The 14,704-nt window shown below is 59.6% G+C and carries 15 protein-coding genes and 2 pseudogenes; 7 read left to right on the top strand and 10 right to left on the bottom strand.

The genetic code is table 11. The features are described 5' to 3' along the window. Positions 1–67: 67 nt before the first annotated feature. Both VC35_RS27655 and cysK read right to left on the bottom strand, forming a co-directional pair. A complete protein-coding gene (locus tag VC35_RS27655) occupies positions 68–1,006 on the bottom strand; it encodes an aspartyl/asparaginyl beta-hydroxylase domain-containing protein (RefSeq protein ID WP_046043878.1) in 939 nt (312 codons plus the stop codon). Positions 1,007–1,271: 265 nt separating this feature from the next. Further along, a complete protein-coding gene (gene cysK / locus VC35_RS27650) occupies positions 1,272–2,246 on the bottom strand; it encodes a cysteine synthase A (protein ID WP_046043877.1) in 975 nt (324 codons plus the stop codon). 130 nt (positions 2,247–2,376) lie between these two features. Here cysK and VC35_RS30155 point away from each other — a divergent pair, with 130 nt between their 5' ends. Together VC35_RS30155 and VC35_RS27645 are read left to right on the top strand one after the other, a co-directional pair. Continuing rightward, positions 2,377–2,508, top strand: a complete 132-nt coding sequence (locus tag VC35_RS30155; RefSeq protein ID WP_259674453.1) for a hypothetical protein — start codon at positions 2,377–2,379, stop codon at positions 2,506–2,508. Beyond that, positions 2,499–2,798: pseudogene (locus tag VC35_RS27645) on the top strand (DUF748 domain-containing protein); the annotation flags it as partial. The gene VC35_RS30155 and the pseudogene VC35_RS27645, both read left to right, overlap by 10 nt. Here VC35_RS27645 and VC35_RS27640 read toward each other — a convergent pair. Then, on the bottom strand, positions 2,795–3,295 hold the full coding sequence (locus tag VC35_RS27640; RefSeq protein ID WP_046043875.1) for a DUF2442 domain-containing protein: 501 nt from the start codon (positions 3,293–3,295) through the stop codon (positions 2,795–2,797). The pseudogene VC35_RS27645 and the gene VC35_RS27640 overlap by 4 nt on opposite strands. Then, positions 3,283–3,513: a DUF4160 domain-containing protein gene (locus VC35_RS27635; RefSeq protein ID WP_046043879.1), complete on the bottom strand. Its 231-nt coding sequence runs from the start codon at positions 3,511–3,513 to the stop codon at positions 3,283–3,285. The genes VC35_RS27640 and VC35_RS27635 overlap by 13 nt, the downstream gene beginning before the upstream one ends. A gap of 205 nt (positions 3,514–3,718) precedes the next feature. Here VC35_RS27635 and VC35_RS27630 point away from each other — a divergent pair, with 205 nt between their 5' ends. Both VC35_RS27630 and VC35_RS27625 read left to right on the top strand, forming a co-directional pair. Then, complete coding sequence (locus VC35_RS27630; protein WP_007984829.1) at positions 3,719–4,564, top strand: AAA family ATPase; 846 nt, start codon at positions 3,719–3,721, stop codon at positions 4,562–4,564. Between the two features lie 12 nt (positions 4,565–4,576). Further along, positions 4,577–5,755 (top strand): vWA domain-containing protein, encoded by a 1,179-nt coding sequence (locus VC35_RS27625; protein ID WP_046043874.1) that lies wholly within the window; start codon positions 4,577–4,579, stop codon positions 5,753–5,755. A 101-nt stretch (positions 5,756–5,856) separates the two neighbouring features. Here VC35_RS27625 and VC35_RS27620 read toward each other — a convergent pair whose 3' ends face one another. The 4 genes from VC35_RS27620 to VC35_RS27605 all read right to left on the bottom strand — a co-directional run bounded on the left by VC35_RS27620 (position 5,857) and on the right by VC35_RS27605 (position 9,593). Next, a complete protein-coding gene (locus tag VC35_RS27620; RefSeq protein ID WP_046043872.1) occupies positions 5,857–6,783 on the bottom strand; it encodes a 5-oxoprolinase subunit C family protein in 927 nt (308 codons plus the stop codon). Then, on the bottom strand, positions 6,780–7,484 hold the full coding sequence (locus VC35_RS27615) for a 5-oxoprolinase subunit B family protein (protein WP_046043871.1): 705 nt from the start codon (positions 7,482–7,484) through the stop codon (positions 6,780–6,782). Before VC35_RS27615 ends, VC35_RS27620 begins: the two co-directional genes overlap by 4 nt. Next, positions 7,481–8,233, bottom strand: coding sequence for a 5-oxoprolinase subunit PxpA (locus VC35_RS27610; protein WP_046043870.1), 753 nt, complete (start codon positions 8,231–8,233; stop codon positions 7,481–7,483). Before VC35_RS27610 ends, VC35_RS27615 begins: the two co-directional genes overlap by 4 nt. Positions 8,234–8,306: 73 nt before the next feature. Next, positions 8,307–9,593 carry an MFS transporter gene (locus VC35_RS27605; protein WP_046043869.1) on the bottom strand — a complete coding sequence of 429 codons (1,287 nt, stop codon included), beginning with the start codon at positions 9,591–9,593 and terminating at the stop codon, positions 8,307–8,309. Between the two features lie 146 nt (positions 9,594–9,739). Here VC35_RS27605 and VC35_RS27600 point away from each other — a divergent pair, with 146 nt between their 5' ends. The 3 genes and pseudogenes from VC35_RS27600 to VC35_RS27595 all read left to right on the top strand — a co-directional run bounded on the left by VC35_RS27600 (position 9,740) and on the right by VC35_RS27595 (position 13,296). Beyond that, a complete protein-coding gene (locus VC35_RS27600; protein WP_046043868.1) occupies positions 9,740–10,669 on the top strand; it encodes a LysR family transcriptional regulator in 930 nt (309 codons plus the stop codon). A gap of 261 nt (positions 10,670–10,930) precedes the next feature. Beyond that, positions 10,931–11,169 (top strand): annotated as a pseudogene (locus tag VC35_RS30150) (hypothetical protein); the annotation flags it as partial. 15 nt (positions 11,170–11,184) lie between these two features. Further along, complete coding sequence (locus VC35_RS27595) at positions 11,185–13,296, top strand: TonB-dependent receptor (RefSeq protein WP_046043866.1); 2,112 nt, start codon at positions 11,185–11,187, stop codon at positions 13,294–13,296. 44 nt (positions 13,297–13,340) lie between these two features. On the opposite strand, the gene VC35_RS27590 is transcribed toward VC35_RS27595, so the two are convergent. Together VC35_RS27590 and VC35_RS27585 are read right to left on the bottom strand one after the other, a co-directional pair. Further along, positions 13,341–13,883, bottom strand: a complete 543-nt coding sequence (locus VC35_RS27590) for a DUF2937 family protein (protein WP_046043865.1) — start codon at positions 13,881–13,883, stop codon at positions 13,341–13,343. Positions 13,884–13,896: 13 nt separating this feature from the next. After that, positions 13,897–14,673: a class II glutamine amidotransferase gene (locus VC35_RS27585; RefSeq protein ID WP_046043863.1), complete on the bottom strand. Its 777-nt coding sequence runs from the start codon at positions 14,671–14,673 to the stop codon at positions 13,897–13,899. Between the last annotated feature and the right edge of the window lie 31 nt (positions 14,674–14,704).

The raw sequence follows: 14,704 nt of genomic DNA, 5'->3' as shown, positions 1-14,704 counted from the left end.
CGCCATGCCTGGCGCACAAATAAAAAAACCGCTCACAACGAGCGGTTTTGCTGTTCTGTATCCGGCTTCAGCCAAACAACCAATACCCCAACAACGTCAGCACCATCACCGCCAGTACCGGGCGCAGTACACGGTAGGCCTTGGGATTACGCCGCTTCCATTGCTTGACCACGCCACTGAATTTATCGCTGGAGTTCTTGCTCCAGGCGTAGGCCCGGTTGATCCCGCCCACACGTTCGTCGTCCAGGTTCTGAGGGGCGGTGGCGCGACCCAGCCAGGCGCTGATGCTGCGGTTGATGCGGGTCATTAAGCGATTGCTCAGCGGACGTTCGATGTCGCAGAACAGGATGACGCGAGTCTTTTCCGTTTCATTCTTGACCCAGTGCACGTAGGTCTCGTCGAACATCACGTCTTCACCATCGCGCCAGGCGTAAACCTGACCGTCGACAAAGATGCGGCAATCATCGGAATTGGGGGTGGACAGGCCCAAGTGATAACGCAGGGAGCCGCCAAACGGATCACGATGCGGGTTGAGGTGGCTGCCACCCGGCAGCAGCGCGAACATGGCACCTTTGACGTTGGGAATGCTACTGACCAGTTCCACGGTTTTCGGGCACAGGGCTTCGGCGGAAGGCAGCGGTTCGTCATACCACTTGAGATAGAAACGCTTCCAGCCCTTCTTGAAGAATGAGCCGAAACCGGCGTCGTTGTTCTTTGCCGCCGCGCGGATATACCCCTCGTCGAACAAGTGCATCGCCTCGTCGCGAATCACCTCCCAGTTGTCCTTGAGCACATCCAGTTCCGGGAACTTGCTGCGATCCAGATACGGTTTCGAGGGCACACTGGAAAACAGGTACATCAAGGCGTTATAGGGGGCGAACAGTGCCGAATGGTTCACGAACTGGCGCAAAACCGGCAAGCGCGCCTTACCGCGTAAATGCACATAGAGGGTGCTGCCGAGAAACAGCAGCAACAACGAGGCCTTCGCGGCAAACGATAAGGTCATCAACAACTCCTTTGAAGATAAACGACGCTGCGCCACGTCCATTGCCCGACTTGGCTGCCAGCATGATAAACACTACCGACCCGGTGAAAAACCTGCACTTTTCAACATTCATTGTTAATGAATGTGCAACAAAACATTTCTTAACATAAGACGCCTGAACGCTGGCTGATGCAAATCCATCATCAACCGGACCAGATCAATAGATCGCAACCAGCGATAACGCCTCAGCCATCATCGTCAGCCGCGATCCACCAATGTTTAGTGCTTACTGCTGATTCTCCTGTTCGGTAAACAGATCACTGAACAGCATGCTCGACAGGTAACGTTCACCGGAATCCGGCAGGATCACGACGATGGTCTTGCCCTGCATTTCCGGGGTCTCGGCCAGCCGAACAGCCACTGCCATGGCGGCGCCGCAGGAAATCCCGCACAAGATTCCTTCTTCCTGCATCAAGCGCAAGGCCATGGCCTTGGACTCTTCGTCACTGACCAACTCCACCCGATCGACGATCGACAAATCGAGGTTATTCGGCACAAAACCGGCACCGATGCCCTGGATTTTATGCGGGCTTGGCTTGATCTCCTCACCGGCCAGGGCCTGGGTGATCACCGGCGACACCGCCGGCTCCACCGCTACTGAGAGTATCGGCTTGCCCTGGGTATTCTTGATATACCGTGAAACCCCGGTGATGGTTCCACCGGTTCCGACGCCTGCCACCAGCACGTCGACCGCGCCGTCGGTATCGTTCCAGATTTCGGGGCCGGTGGTTTTTTCGTGGATGGCCGGGTTGGCCGGGTTGTCGAATTGCGCCGGCATGAAGTACTTCGACGGGTCGCCGGCAACGATTTCACCGGCTTTCTCGATCGCGCCCTTCATGCCTTTGGCCGGCTCGGTCAACACCAGTTCGGCGCCCAGTGCCTTGAGCACCTTGCGGCGTTCGATACTCATGGACGCCGGCATGGTCAGCATCAGTTTGTAGCCACGGGCGGCGGCCACGAAGGCCAGGCCGATGCCGGTATTGCCGGAGGTGGGTTCCACGATGGTCATGCCCGGCTTGAGTTTGCCACTGCTCTCGGCATCCCAGATCATGTTCGCACCGATCCGGCACTTGACCGAGTAACCGGGGTTGCGCCCTTCGATCTTGGCCAGGATGGTCACACCACGCGGCGCAATGCGATTGATCTGCACCAGCGGCGTATTGCCGATGGAGTGGGCGTTGTCAGCGAAAATGCGGCTCATGGCTGGGTCCTTAACGACAGCATTGAAATAGGGCATCAAGGTAAGCCCTCTTGCCCGCAGGCGTCCAGTCAGGTCGAACGTCCGCTTGTCAGTGCAGTCAATGGCTTTGGATCGTCAGAAATTTTCCACCATGAAACGTCGATACAGTTGGCCCCTGCGGCCCCTCATCGGCCTGATTGTGCTGCTGATAACGCTCCACATCGCATTGCCCTGTCTGGTGCGCGACTACCTCAATGAGCGGTTGGCGAACATGGGCGACTGACTGGCTATATCAAGCCACTACTGCGCGATGTCGATGTGTTCAACTGGCAGCAGGATGTGGAAAACAAGGACAAAGGACTGTTCCGCTCGATTTGGGAAGCCCTCGTCGGCAGTACCGAGACCGTCTTGAAAAACCAGGGCAAAAACCAGTTTGCGACACGGGTCGAACTCAAGGGTAACGTGCATCAGCAAGATGTCAGCGCATTCCAGGCTTTTTTGCAGATTTTACGCAATGGATTCATACCGGCATTCACTGCACGGTGTGAACGGCCCAAGCCGGATGCAGGCTAGTTTTTGCGCGTGACGATGTACCGGCCAGTGTCTTCTGCCGCTCGGGATGAATTCGATTGCTGCTGCAGGAAATCCCAACCCAGGCAGGCCAAGGCTAACGATCGCGGCACCGCTTCGCGACCACTGCTGTATCGGGTGATGCTACGGGTACTGACCCCCAGCGCTTCAGCCGCCTGATTAAGCGATAACCCGGTGCGAGCACGCCAATCGATAAAGATTCGGGTGTTCTCGTCGGCTGCATTTTGCGCCAAGGCATCCAGGTAGAGAGTGTCTGCACCAATCTGGATATCGAGTTCAGGCCATTCGACACTCCAGCCATCGTCACCCAACGCTGCATATTCAAAAGCGACTCCCTGTAAAGGTTGCAGGCCTGGATAGGCATGCAGGTCGCGGCTCAAATCGAGCAGCAGTTGCTGGCCATCGATAAATGTCAGCGCCAAACGATAATCCGACAACGCTTGCACTGCCGATAGCCGTGGTCGTTTCATGGGTAGCATCGTTTCCAATCCTCCAGCAATTGAGTCTGGTTGGCTCTGACCCACTCCAGAGCTTCCCTGAGAATCAGCGGCGGTGCCTTGCCCACCATCACTTCGACAGTTTCCAGGCTCAACATGACATCCAGCCCGCCACCCGTCAGATGAACGTGCGGCGGTGGATGATCCTTTTCGCGCAACTGAATGCGGTATGTATCTCGAAATCGGTATTTTGTAGACATGCCCGGCATGCTATCGCCAAAATGGCGATATCTCTATGCTGGCCTGTTACCGAGACTGGGTCAAGATGTGACGCCCCATTCAGAGACTGAATAAGCCGTCTGCGTTCACAGTCGACCGGGCACCGCGTTATAGTCGGGGCTGACCATTTTATTGCGCCCCCGCCCTGCCTCGTTCAGGTCGGCGTTACCGTTCGAGGATTAGCAGATGAAGTTCGAAGGCACCCAGGCCTACGTCGCCACCGATGACCTGAAGCTGGCGGTCAACGCCGCCATCACTCTGGAGCGGCCGTTGCTGGTCAAGGGCGAACCGGGCACCGGCAAGACCATGCTCGCCGAGCAACTGGCCGAATCCTTTGGCGCCAAGCTGATCACCTGGCACATCAAGTCCACCACCAAGGCCCATCAAGGCCTGTACGAGTACGACGCGGTCAGCCGCCTGCGCGACTCGCAACTGGGCACGGAAAAGGTTCACGACGTTCGCAACTACCTGAAAAAGGGCAAGCTCTGGGAAGCTTTCGAGTCCGAAGAACGGGTCATCCTGCTGATCGACGAAATCGACAAGGCCGACATCGAATTCCCCAACGACCTGCTGCAAGAACTCGACAAAATGGAGTTCTACGTTTACGAAATCGACGAGACCATCAAGGCCAAGAAGCGCCCGATCATCATCATTACCTCCAACAACGAGAAAGAGCTGCCGGACGCGTTCCTGCGCCGCTGCTTCTTCCACTACATCGCCTTCCCGGACCGTGTCACGATGCAGCGGATCGTCGACGTGCATTACCCGGACATCAAGAAAGACCTGGTCAGCGAAGCGCTGGACGTGTTCTTCGACGTGCGCAAGGTGCCGGGCCTGAAGAAGAAGCCTTCGACCTCCGAGCTGGTGGACTGGCTGAAGCTGCTGATGGCCGACAACATCGGCGAAGCGGTGCTGCGTGAACGCGATCCGACCAAAGCCATCCCGCCGCTGGCCGGCGCTTTGGTGAAGAACGAACAGGACGTGCAACTGCTGGAGCGTCTGGCGTTCATGAGCCGTCGCGGCACCCGCTAAGAGGCTGATGCCATGCTGCTCAACCTGTTCAATGAAATGCGCGCAGCCAAGGTGCCGGTCTCGGTGCGTGAGCTGCTGGACCTGATCAACGCGCTGAAACAGCGCGTGACCTTCGCCGACATGGACGAGTTCTATTACCTGTCCCGGACGATCCTGGTGAAGGACGAAAAGCATTTCGACAAGTTCGACCGTGCGTTCGGTGCCTACTTCAATGGCCTGGAAAAACTCGACGACCACCTGCAGGCGCTGATTCCGGAAGACTGGCTGCGCAAGGAATTCGAGCGCTCGCTGACCGATGAAGAACGGGCGGCGATCCAGTCCCTGGGTGGCCTGGACAAGCTGATCGAAGAGTTCAAGAAACGCCTCGAAGAACAGAAGGAACGCCACGCCGGTGGCAACAAGTGGATCGGCACCGGTGGCACCAGCCCGTTCGGCTCCGGTGGCTTCAACCCGGAAGGCATTCGGGTCGGCGATGCCGGCAAGCGCCAGGGCAAGGCGGCCAAGGTCTGGGACCAACGCGAATACAAGAACCTCGACGACTCGGTCGAACTGGGTACGCGCAACATCAAGGTCGCCCTGCGGCGCTTGCGCAAGTTTGCCCGGCAGGGTGCGGCGGAAGAACTGGACATCGATGGCACCATCGACCACACCGCCAAGGATGCTGGCCTGCTGAACATCCAGATGCGGCCGGAACGACGCAACACCGTCAAGCTGTTGCTGCTGTTCGACATCGGCGGCTCGATGGACGCACATGTGAAGATTTGCGAGGAGTTGTTCTCGGCCTGCAAGACCGAGTTCAAGCATCTGGAGTACTTCTACTTCCACAACTTCATTTATGAATCGGTGTGGAAGAACAACATGCGCCGCACCTCCGAGCGCACCTCGACCATGGACCTGCTGCACAAGTACGGCGCCGACTACAAAGTGATCTTCATCGGTGACGCCGCCATGGCGCCCTATGAAATCACCCAGGCGGGCGGCAGCGTCGAGCACTGGAACGAAGAAGCCGGTTACGTGTGGATGCAGCGGTTCAAGGAGAAGTACAAGAAGCTCATCTGGATCAACCCGTATCCGAAGGACACCTGGGGCTATACCTCGTCGACCAATATCGTGCGGGATTTGATTGAGGACCAGATGTATCCGTTGACCCTTCGCGGGTTGGAAGAAGGGATGCGGTTTCTTTCCAAGTAGTCTGCGGCGCCCGTTAGAGCCCCATCGCGAGCAGGCTCGCTCCCACAGGGTCTTATGTATGGCAAAGATCCAATGTGGGAGCGAGCCTGCTCGCGAAGCATTTAGCGGTTAATGAAGCGCTGTAAATACTCGATTTGTTCGCGATGGGCGACATCCTGCACCACCGGCCGCAACCGCACCCGCCCCCCCGGCAAGCACTGCGCCAGCCGCGCCAGCGCCAACGGCGTCAACGCTCCCAACCGCGGATACCCACCAATGGTCTGTCGATCATTGAGCAACACAATCGGCTGCCCGTCAGGCGGCACCTGGACCGCCCCCAACGGAATGCCTTCGGAAATCATCGGTTTGCCCTGGTACTGCAGCGCCTTACCCAGCAGGCGAATCCCCATCCGGTCGGCCCGGCTGTCGAGGCTCCACACGCTGTTGAACGCATCGAACAGGCTCTGCCCGCTGAACTCGCCAATCTGCGCACCGAGCACCAGATCCAGCAATGGCTCACCGGTGAAATCCGGCACGTATTCGTTCGGCAACTCCCGCAGCAATACCAGCGAGTTCCCCGAGTAGCTCAATGACGCGCCTTTACCCAGCGCATGGCCCATTCCGTCCAGGCCGCCGAGTTCCTCCCGGACTACCGTTGAACTGCTGCCCAGCACCTTTGGTGCATCAAATCCACCCGGCGCTGCCAGATAGGCGCGAGCACCGAGCAGCGGTTGGGTGAATTGCAAACGCTGGCCTTTGTGCAACCTGAAACTGCGCCAAGGCGCCAACGCCTCGCCATCCACCTTCGCGCCTAGATCCGCTCCGGCCAAGGCCAGCACGCAATCGTCCTCGGCCACGACGGTGAACCCGCCGAGGGTGATTTCGATTACCGGCGCATCCAGTCCGTTGCCCAGCAGCCAGTTGGCCCAGGACATCGAACGCCAATCGGCCGCTCCACCCTGGGTCACACCCAGATGCCGCACGCCAAATCGACCGGCGTCCTGCAACAGGCATAGCGCCGTACTTGCTTCAATCATCAGACGGCTCATGCCTGGGCCTCCAGTGGCGTGTCGTCACCGCCCAGGTTAATGAATTCGGCATGGCCGACCGCTTCGAACCGTACAGTGTCACCGGGTTGCATCAGGCTATAGCCGTCACGGTTGCGATCGAACAATTTGGCCGGGGTGCGGCCGATCAGGTTCCAGCCGCCCGGCGACACCACCGGGTAGGCCGCCGTCTGCCGTTCGGCGATGCCGACACTGCCGGCGGCGACTTTCTTGCGAGGCGTGTTCAGACGTGGCGCGGCGAGCACCTCCTCCACCAACCCCATGAAGGCGAAGCCCGGTGCAAAACCCAGGGCAAACACCTGATATTCACGCTCACAGTGACGACGGATCACCTCCTCCACCGCCAACCCGCTGCGTTGCGACAACAGGTTCAATTCCGGACCGACGCTCAAGTCGTACCACACTGGCAGCACATGACAGGTGCCGCGAGTACGCGCATTGGGCGACAGATCGATCAGTGCCTGGGCAATCAACTCCCGGGCCTGGGCAGGACTCAGCGCGGTCAAGTCGTAATGCACCATCAAGGTGGTGTAGGACGGCACCAGATCGATCAGATGCCCGGCGAATGCCGCGCGCAGACTTTCACTTGCCGCCAGCATCCACGGCATGTTGGTTTCGGCAATTTCATCGAACAGGCGCACCATCAGGCAATCCAGCGCCACCACTTCTACCCGCAGTTTCATGACGCGCTCTGCCGGTTCAAGGCTTCACGGATGCGTTGCACGGCAGCGACCGAACTGGCGTTGTCGCCGTGCACGCACAGGGTATTGGCCTGTAAATGCAGGGCGCTGCCGTCGCTGGCAGTGAGCGGATCGCCACGGGCAATGGTCAGCGCCTGCTCGATGATTTTTTCCGGGTCGTGATGCACCGCTCCCGGCAGTTGTCGCGACACCAGCCTGCCTGCGCTGTCGTAAGCGCGGTCGGCGAATGCTTCGAACCACAGGGTCACGCCGTACTCATCGCCCAGTTGTTGGGCCGCACTGTTGTCGCGGGTGGCCATCAACATCAATGGCAGGTTGCGGTCATAGGACGCAACCGCTTGCAGCACGGCGCGCAGTTGTGCCGGGTTGGCCATCATGTCGTTGTACATCGCGCCATGGGGTTTGACGTAGCTGACTCGCCCACCCTGGGCCCGGCAGATGCCGTCGAGGGCGCCGATCTGGTAATGCAGAATGTCTTGAAGTTCCTGGGAGGCATAGGCCATGGAGCGACGGCCAAACCCCACCAGGTCCTGATAGGCCGGATGCGCGCCAACTTGCACACCGTGGCTGAGGGCCAGGCTGACGGTCTTGCGCATGATGCTCGGGTCGCCGGCGTGGAAACCGCAGGCGATGTTGGCGCAATCGATGAAGGGCATGATTTCCGCGTCCAGACCCATGGTCCAGCTGCCGAAACTCTCGCCGATGTCGCAGTTCAATAGCAGGCGGCTCACGCTGAACACTCCTGTAGGCTTTATTCTTTTTAGCTGCGGGACATATCTATGAGACAGCCCCGCAGGTTATCAGTTACTGGGCGTCGAGTTGCTTGCCACGGGTTTCCGGCAAACTCAGGGCCGCGAGGATCACCACGCCGTAGGAAACCGCCGCAAAGGCACCGATGCCCACACTCAGCGGCACGGTCTGGCTGAGCAGGCCGATCAGCAGCGGGAACAACGCCGCCAGCGCCCGGCCGATGTTGTAGCAAAAACCCTGGCCAGAACCGCGAATGCGTGTGGGGAACAACTCGGTCAGGAATGCCCCCATGCCACTGAAAATCCCCGAGGCGAAGAAGCCCAGCGGAAAGCCCAGCCACAGCATCACGCCGTTGCTGACTGGCAGTTGGGTGTACAGCAAGACAATGGTGAACGAGCCCACGGCGAACAGGATGAAGTTCTTTTTACGTCCAAGGATGTCGGTCAAATAGGCGCTGATGACATAACCGACGTAGGACCCGACGATCACCATCGCCAGATAACCACTGGTATTGAGTACGCTCAAACCGCGTTCGTTCTTCAGGAAAGTCGGCAACCAGGACGTGATCGCGTAGTAGCCGCCCAGAGCGCCGGTGGTCAGCAACGAAGCGCGAATCGTGGTGAAGAGCATGTCGGGGGCGAAAATCTCGTAGAACTTCGACGGGTTGCTCGGCTCCTGTTTAGCCTTGGCCTCACGGTAGATTTCCGGGTCTTTCACCAACCGGCGAACGAAGATCACGAAAATCGCCGGCACGATGCCGAGGATGAACAGCGCGCGCCAGGCGTCTTCCGGTGGCAATACCGAGAACAGCAGCGCATACAGAATCGCCGTCAGCCCCCAACCCAGCGCCCAGCCGGATTGCACCATGCCAACAGCCTTGCCACGGTCCTGGGCACGAATCACCTCGCCCATCAGCACCGCGCCGGCCGTCCACTCGCCGCCGAAACCGAAGCCCATCAACGTGCGGGCAATCAGCAGTTGCTCGTAGCTCTGGGCAAAGCCGCAGAGGAAGGTGAAGAAAGCAAACCACAGCACGGTCAGTTGCAAGGTGCGCACACGACCGATGCGATCGGACAGAATCCCCGCCACCCAGCCACCGATGGCTGAAGCGATCAGCGTGCTGGTGTGAATCAGCCCGGCCTGGCCGGTGGTGATGCCCCACATGGCAATCAGGGTCGGCACCACGAAGCTGAGCATCTGGGTGTCCATGCCGTCCAGGCCATAGCCGATCTTGCAGCTCCAGAAGGTGCGGCGTTCCTGCTGATTGATGTTGCGATACCAGTCGAAAGGTCCCGGGCGGGCCGAGGCTTTCGGGATGGCGGTGGTGTCGGGCGCACTCATGGCAAATCTCCGCGCTGATTTTATTGGTATTGTTCTGAGCCCCGACGACGCCTATCGTGGGAACCGGATGCGTCGATTTTTGGACGCGCGCCCCTACTGCGTCCAACTAATAAAAACCCGCCTTAGACATAAGAAATCTTTATCCCATGAACCTGAAGTTTCTCGAGACCTTCGTCTGGGTCGCCCGACTCAAGAGTTTCCGCCTGACCGCCGACAAGCTCTTCACCACTCAGGCTTCGATTTCCAGCCGCATCGCAGTGCTTGAAGGCGAGCTGGGGGTAAAGCTGTTTCTGCGGGATTCGCGCGGCGTGAGCCTGACACCCGAAGGCCTCAAGGTGCTCGATTACGCCGAGCAGATGATGGACACCATGCAGGCACTCAAGCAGTCGATCGAGACCCGCTCGAGCAAGGCCGGACGGGTGCGCATCGGCGTGATGGACACGGTGATCCATACCTGGCTCAGCCCGTTGGTGGCGCAGATGACCGATCACTACCCGCTGGTGGAAATCGAACTGGTGGCCGATACCTCGCTCAACCTCTGCGATCAGCTGCAAAAAGGCTTCCTCGATGTGATTCTGCAGACCGACCTGCTGCGCCAGGAAAGCGTGCGCAGCCTGGAACTGGCCAGCCACCCCATGGGCTGGATTGTCGCCAGCAATTCCCTGTACAACCGTGAGTATTCAGGCGTCGCCGATCTGGCGAAAGAGCGGATCATTACCTACTCGAAAAACTCTCACCCGCATCAGGAAGTGCTCGCCCTGATGCAGGCCAATGGCGTGACGGCGCCACGTCTGAACTGCGTGAACTCGGTGTCGGCGATTACCCGGCTGCTGCGCGACGGCTTTGGCATCGGCGCGTTGCCGCCGGTGCTGGTGGCCGAAGAGCTGGCACGGGGGGAGTTGACCCTGCTGGACATCGATCAGCGACCACCCGACCTGCAGGTGGTGGTGTCGTGGCGAGTGGGCGTTGAGTGGGTCGAGGAGATTGTGGCGTTGTGTCAGCAGGTGCTGGAGGAGTATGCGCGGAAGGTGGGAGAGCGCTACATGGTCTTGAGTAAACCCCTGGCAAGACTCTGAAAAGGTGCGCCTCGCGCCATAAATATCAATTACTATCATTTGCATTAATATTTTGAAAATGTATTCTCTGCGCGCATTCAGCTAAACCACCGTCCAGAAGGAATCGGACTTGATTCGCGCTTACACGCAAAAACAGCAGCAATTGCTCTCACACTGGAGCCAAGCCCTCGGCACTCCGGCCTTCCAGTCCCGCCGCATCACCCTCGACCCTTTGAGCAATGCCCCGGCGCCCGCCGCGCAGCGCTGCTTGCAACGCCTGATCCGGCTTACACCTTGCGCCTCATCGAGGGCGTTGCCTGGCTCTGCGCCCTGACGCTGGTGGCCACGGCACTGGCTAACGAATGGCTGGGTTTCTCGTCAGCCGGTTGCTCTGGGGCATCTGGCAATGCGCACTGCTCCCCGTCGCCTACGCCCTGGCCGCCATCGGAATCCGCCGGGTGCGCTCATTCACCTCTACGCCTGCCCCCGCAATCTTGTCTCCCCACACTTGTCACGACTAAGAAAAAGACCACCTCATGAACCGAACCAAACTTTCCCTGTTGATTCCGTTGCTCGGCTCCGTCAGCGCCCAGGCCTGGGCCGAGGATACCGACCAGCAACCCGGCACATTGAACATGCAGGCCACCGTCGTTTCCGCGACGCGTAGCGAAGCGACCATTGCCTCGATTCCAGGCTCGGTCCAGGTAATCGACGAACAGCAGATCCGCCAACAGAGTGGCGCCGGGCGTCGGGTCTCCGACATCCTTGGGCAACTGGTTCCCGGCCTGGCGCCGTCCAGCGGCGGGATGAGCAACTTCGGCCAGACCCTGCGCGGGCGCAACATGCTGGTGTTGATCGACGGCGTGTCGCAGAACGCCACGCGCGACAACTTCCGCCAACTCAACAGCATCGCACCGGCCAGTATCGAACGCATCGAGGTGGTTTCCGGCGCCAGCAGCATTTATGGAGCCGGTGCTTCGGGCGGCATCATCAACATCATCACCAAGCGCAACCAGGGTCAGGACCTTGCCTACAGCAGCAAACTGGGCCTGACCACCGGCAACAACCTCAACAGCAAGGGTTTCGCCTACGAGGCCTTTCAGAGTGCGACCGGGCGCAAGGATGCCCTGGACTGGTACCTGTCCGCCGACCTGACCCAGCGCAACGATCAGTACGACGGCAACGGCAATCGCATCCCTCAGGACACATCCCAGGGCAGCAACATGGACACCGACACCTATGACCTGCAGGGTCGTTTCGGTTACGAACTGGATGCCGATAAAAAACTCAGCCTGTCGCTGCAGGACTACAAGGACCAGCAGGACACTGACTACACAAAAGACCCGAAAAACCTGAAAGAGGCCGTGGCGGTCAAAGGACTGAAACTCGACGACCAGCCCTACACTCATAACCAGGCGGCCAACCTCAACTACACCGACAACGACTTCTACGGCCAGGGCCTGCAACTGGAAAGCTACTGGCGCCGGGCCGACGCGCTGTTCTTCCCGGACCTGTCGCGGGGCAAGGCCGGGATCGCCGACAACAACAGCGTGCAGGATGTATACGGCCTGCGTGCGGCCATCGACACGCCATTGCCGGCCATCGGCAGCGCCACGGGCAACCTGGTCTGGGGCGCCGACTACGATCACGAACGCTCCCGCCAGCGCGGTGACCAATACACCCTCAAAGGGCTGACCTACACCAAGACCGGCACCACTTACGAGATGGGCCCGGATATCGAAACCACCACCAAGGCGCTGTTCGGACAGATGTCCTGGGACATCGGAGACTGGACCTTGCGTGGCGGTGTGCGCCGCGAATGGATCGAAAGCGAGGTCTCCGACAGCATCGCTTACGGTCAGATCGTCCAGACCGGCGTACGTGCCATCCTGCCCGGTGACACCCTCAAGTACGACGCTACGCTCTATAACCTGGGCGCGGTCTATCACCTGAGTGAACATCAGGACGTCTTCGCCAATTACAGCCAGGGGTTTTCGCTGCCGGACATCCAGCGCTTCTTGCGTGACGTGAACAGCACCTTCGACATCCAGAGCCTCAACGCCCAGGCCATCAAGGTCGACAGCTATGAGCTGGGCTGGCGCGGTGACTGGGACCGGTGGCAGGCCGACGTCACCGTCTATGAAAACACCTCGGACGTGACTCAGTTCTACGATGCCAATAACCGTGTCTTGCGTCTGATCAACCAGAAGGAGCGGGTTCGCGGCATCGAAAACAGCCTGACCTACCTCGCGACCGATCACTGGTCGGTAGGTGGCACCTATGCCTGGGCCAAAGGCGAGACCGAGCAGAACGGGAAATGGATCGATCTGCCGGCGACACGCATTTCACCGGCCAAGACCACGCTGTTCGTCGGCTACGCCGAAGACGACTACACCCTGCGCCTGCAAGGCATGCACCTGGCCAGTTACGACGCTGCCGCCAAGGACAACAACGGGCGCGACATCGAAGGCTATACGCTGGTGGACCTGCTCGGCTCCGTGTACTTGCCGGTCGGTCGTCTGGAAGGCGGGGTGTACAACCTGACCAACCGCACGTACGTCAACCTGTTCGCCCAGGCCAACGCCAAAGCGCCATTCCCCAACGCCGAAGGCCGTACCTTGAGCATGACCTATTCGATAGATTGGTAATCAAGCAAGGAGCCGGCTTGCCGGCTCCTTGACGTTCAACGGTGTTACAAGCCGCGCAAATCCCGCTCTTCGATCGGCCGGCTCTGGCGCAGACGCTTGCCGCCCAACACCACCCAGTCGATCAGACGGAACAGGCACTCGATCCCGAACGACAGCAACAACGCGCCGCTCATGCCCCAGACCATCGCTTCGGGCGTCAACAGGATCTGGTAGCTGTAGCCATTCCAGGTTTCCTTGCGGATGTCCGGATCGGCGGCCAGCACTACTTGCAGGAAGCGGATGTACCACGGGCCCTGCATCGCCTGGAATTGCTTGTCCAGCGCCAGTTGACGGGTCAGCAGGTTGCTCAGGCTGTCGGCATCGCTGCGAAAGATCGGGTCTTCACTGGCGCGGTAATGCGCGACCAGAGCCTGCATGTCACCCTTGAAGAACTGATTGGCGGTGTTCTGGAAGCCGCTCAAACCAGCCTGCGCCTCGATCAGGTGCGCTTCGACCCGCTTGACGTAATCGCTGATGAAGCCCGGCACCTGGACACCGATCAACAGACCCGCCGCAAACAACACCAGCCGTAGATAACTGAGCAACATGGGGGTTGAATCCTTATGAGGTCTGGCCCTGGCTGACGCATTCACCGCGTCGCCACAGGCTCCATTGACCCGGTTCGTAGCGGGTCCAGGTTTCGTTTTCGGTCAGGGGTTCGGTGGCGATGACGGTTACCACATCGTTCGGCGTGGTTTCGGCCTGAAAATCGACGATCACGTCGACATCTTTCAAGCGTGCCGGGCCAAACGGTGCGCGACGGGTGATTTGCGCCAGTTTGGTCGAGCAATAGCAGAACAGCCAGTCGCCGTCGCTGAGCAGGCAATTGAACACGCCTTTGCTGCGGTATTCGGCGCAAGCAGCCACCAGATCAGGCAGCAACGCTTCGACTTCGACCGGCTCGGGGAACGCCGCACGCACACGATTGAGCAAATCGCAGAACGCCGCTTCACTGTCGGTATCCCCAACCGGGCGATAGAAACTGGCCACTGGCTGGAAGTCCGCCAACTGGCCGTTATGGGCGAAACACCAGTTGCGCCCCCACAGCTCTCGGACGAACGGATGCGTGTTGGACAGGCAGACCTTGCCGACGTTAGCCTGGCGGATGTGCCCGATCACCACTTCGCTCTTGATTGGATAGCGCTGCACCAGGTTCGCGACTTCCGACTCGCAGCTCGCCGCCGGGTCCTGGAACAACCGCAGCCCACGGCCTTCATAGAAGGCAATGCCCCAGCCATCGCGGTGCGGGCCGGTGCGTCCGCCGCGCTGCATCAGCCCGGTGAAGCTGAACACGATATCGGTCGGGACATTGGCGCTCATGCCCAATAACTCACACATGCTCGGACTCTCGCTCAATCGCAGGGGCAAG

This window comes from Pseudomonas fluorescens (assembly GCF_000967965.1).
GTDB lineage: Bacteria > Pseudomonadota > Gammaproteobacteria > Pseudomonadales > Pseudomonadaceae > Aquipseudomonas > Aquipseudomonas grandcourensis.
Note: the sequence above shows the minus strand (reverse complement) of the source record. Positions and strands in the feature narration are given on the sequence as shown.

Coding starts and splice junctions, on each gene's coding strand:
- VC35_RS27590 (WP_046043865.1), bottom strand. CDS start 13,883: ATGTTGCTCAGTTATCTACGGCTGGTGTTGTTTGCGGCGGGTCTGTTG.
- VC35_RS30155 (WP_259674453.1), top strand. CDS start 2,377: ATGAAACGTCGATACAGTTGGCCCCTGCGGCCCCTCATCGGCCTGATT.
- VC35_RS27605 (WP_046043869.1), bottom strand. CDS start 9,593: ATGAGTGCGCCCGACACCACCGCCATCCCGAAAGCCTCGGCCCGCCCG.
- VC35_RS27635 (WP_046043879.1), bottom strand. CDS start 3,513: ATGTCTACAAAATACCGATTTCGAGATACATACCGCATTCAGTTGCGC.
- VC35_RS27615 (WP_046043871.1), bottom strand. CDS start 7,484: ATGAAACTGCGGGTAGAAGTGGTGGCGCTGGATTGCCTGATGGTGCGC.
- VC35_RS27595 (WP_046043866.1), top strand. CDS start 11,185: ATGAACCGAACCAAACTTTCCCTGTTGATTCCGTTGCTCGGCTCCGTC.
- cysK (WP_046043877.1), bottom strand. CDS start 2,246: ATGAGCCGCATTTTCGCTGACAACGCCCACTCCATCGGCAATACGCCG.
- VC35_RS27620 (WP_046043872.1), bottom strand. CDS start 6,783: ATGAGCCGTCTGATGATTGAAGCAAGTACGGCGCTATGCCTGTTGCAG.
- VC35_RS27640 (WP_046043875.1), bottom strand. CDS start 3,295: ATGCTACCCATGAAACGACCACGGCTATCGGCAGTGCAAGCGTTGTCG.
- VC35_RS27655 (WP_046043878.1), bottom strand. CDS start 1,006: ATGACCTTATCGTTTGCCGCGAAGGCCTCGTTGTTGCTGCTGTTTCTC.
- VC35_RS27630 (WP_007984829.1), top strand. CDS start 3,719: ATGAAGTTCGAAGGCACCCAGGCCTACGTCGCCACCGATGACCTGAAG.
- VC35_RS27625 (WP_046043874.1), top strand. CDS start 4,577: ATGCTGCTCAACCTGTTCAATGAAATGCGCGCAGCCAAGGTGCCGGTC.
- VC35_RS27600 (WP_046043868.1), top strand. CDS start 9,740: ATGAACCTGAAGTTTCTCGAGACCTTCGTCTGGGTCGCCCGACTCAAG.
- VC35_RS27585 (WP_046043863.1), bottom strand. CDS start 14,673: ATGTGTGAGTTATTGGGCATGAGCGCCAATGTCCCGACCGATATCGTG.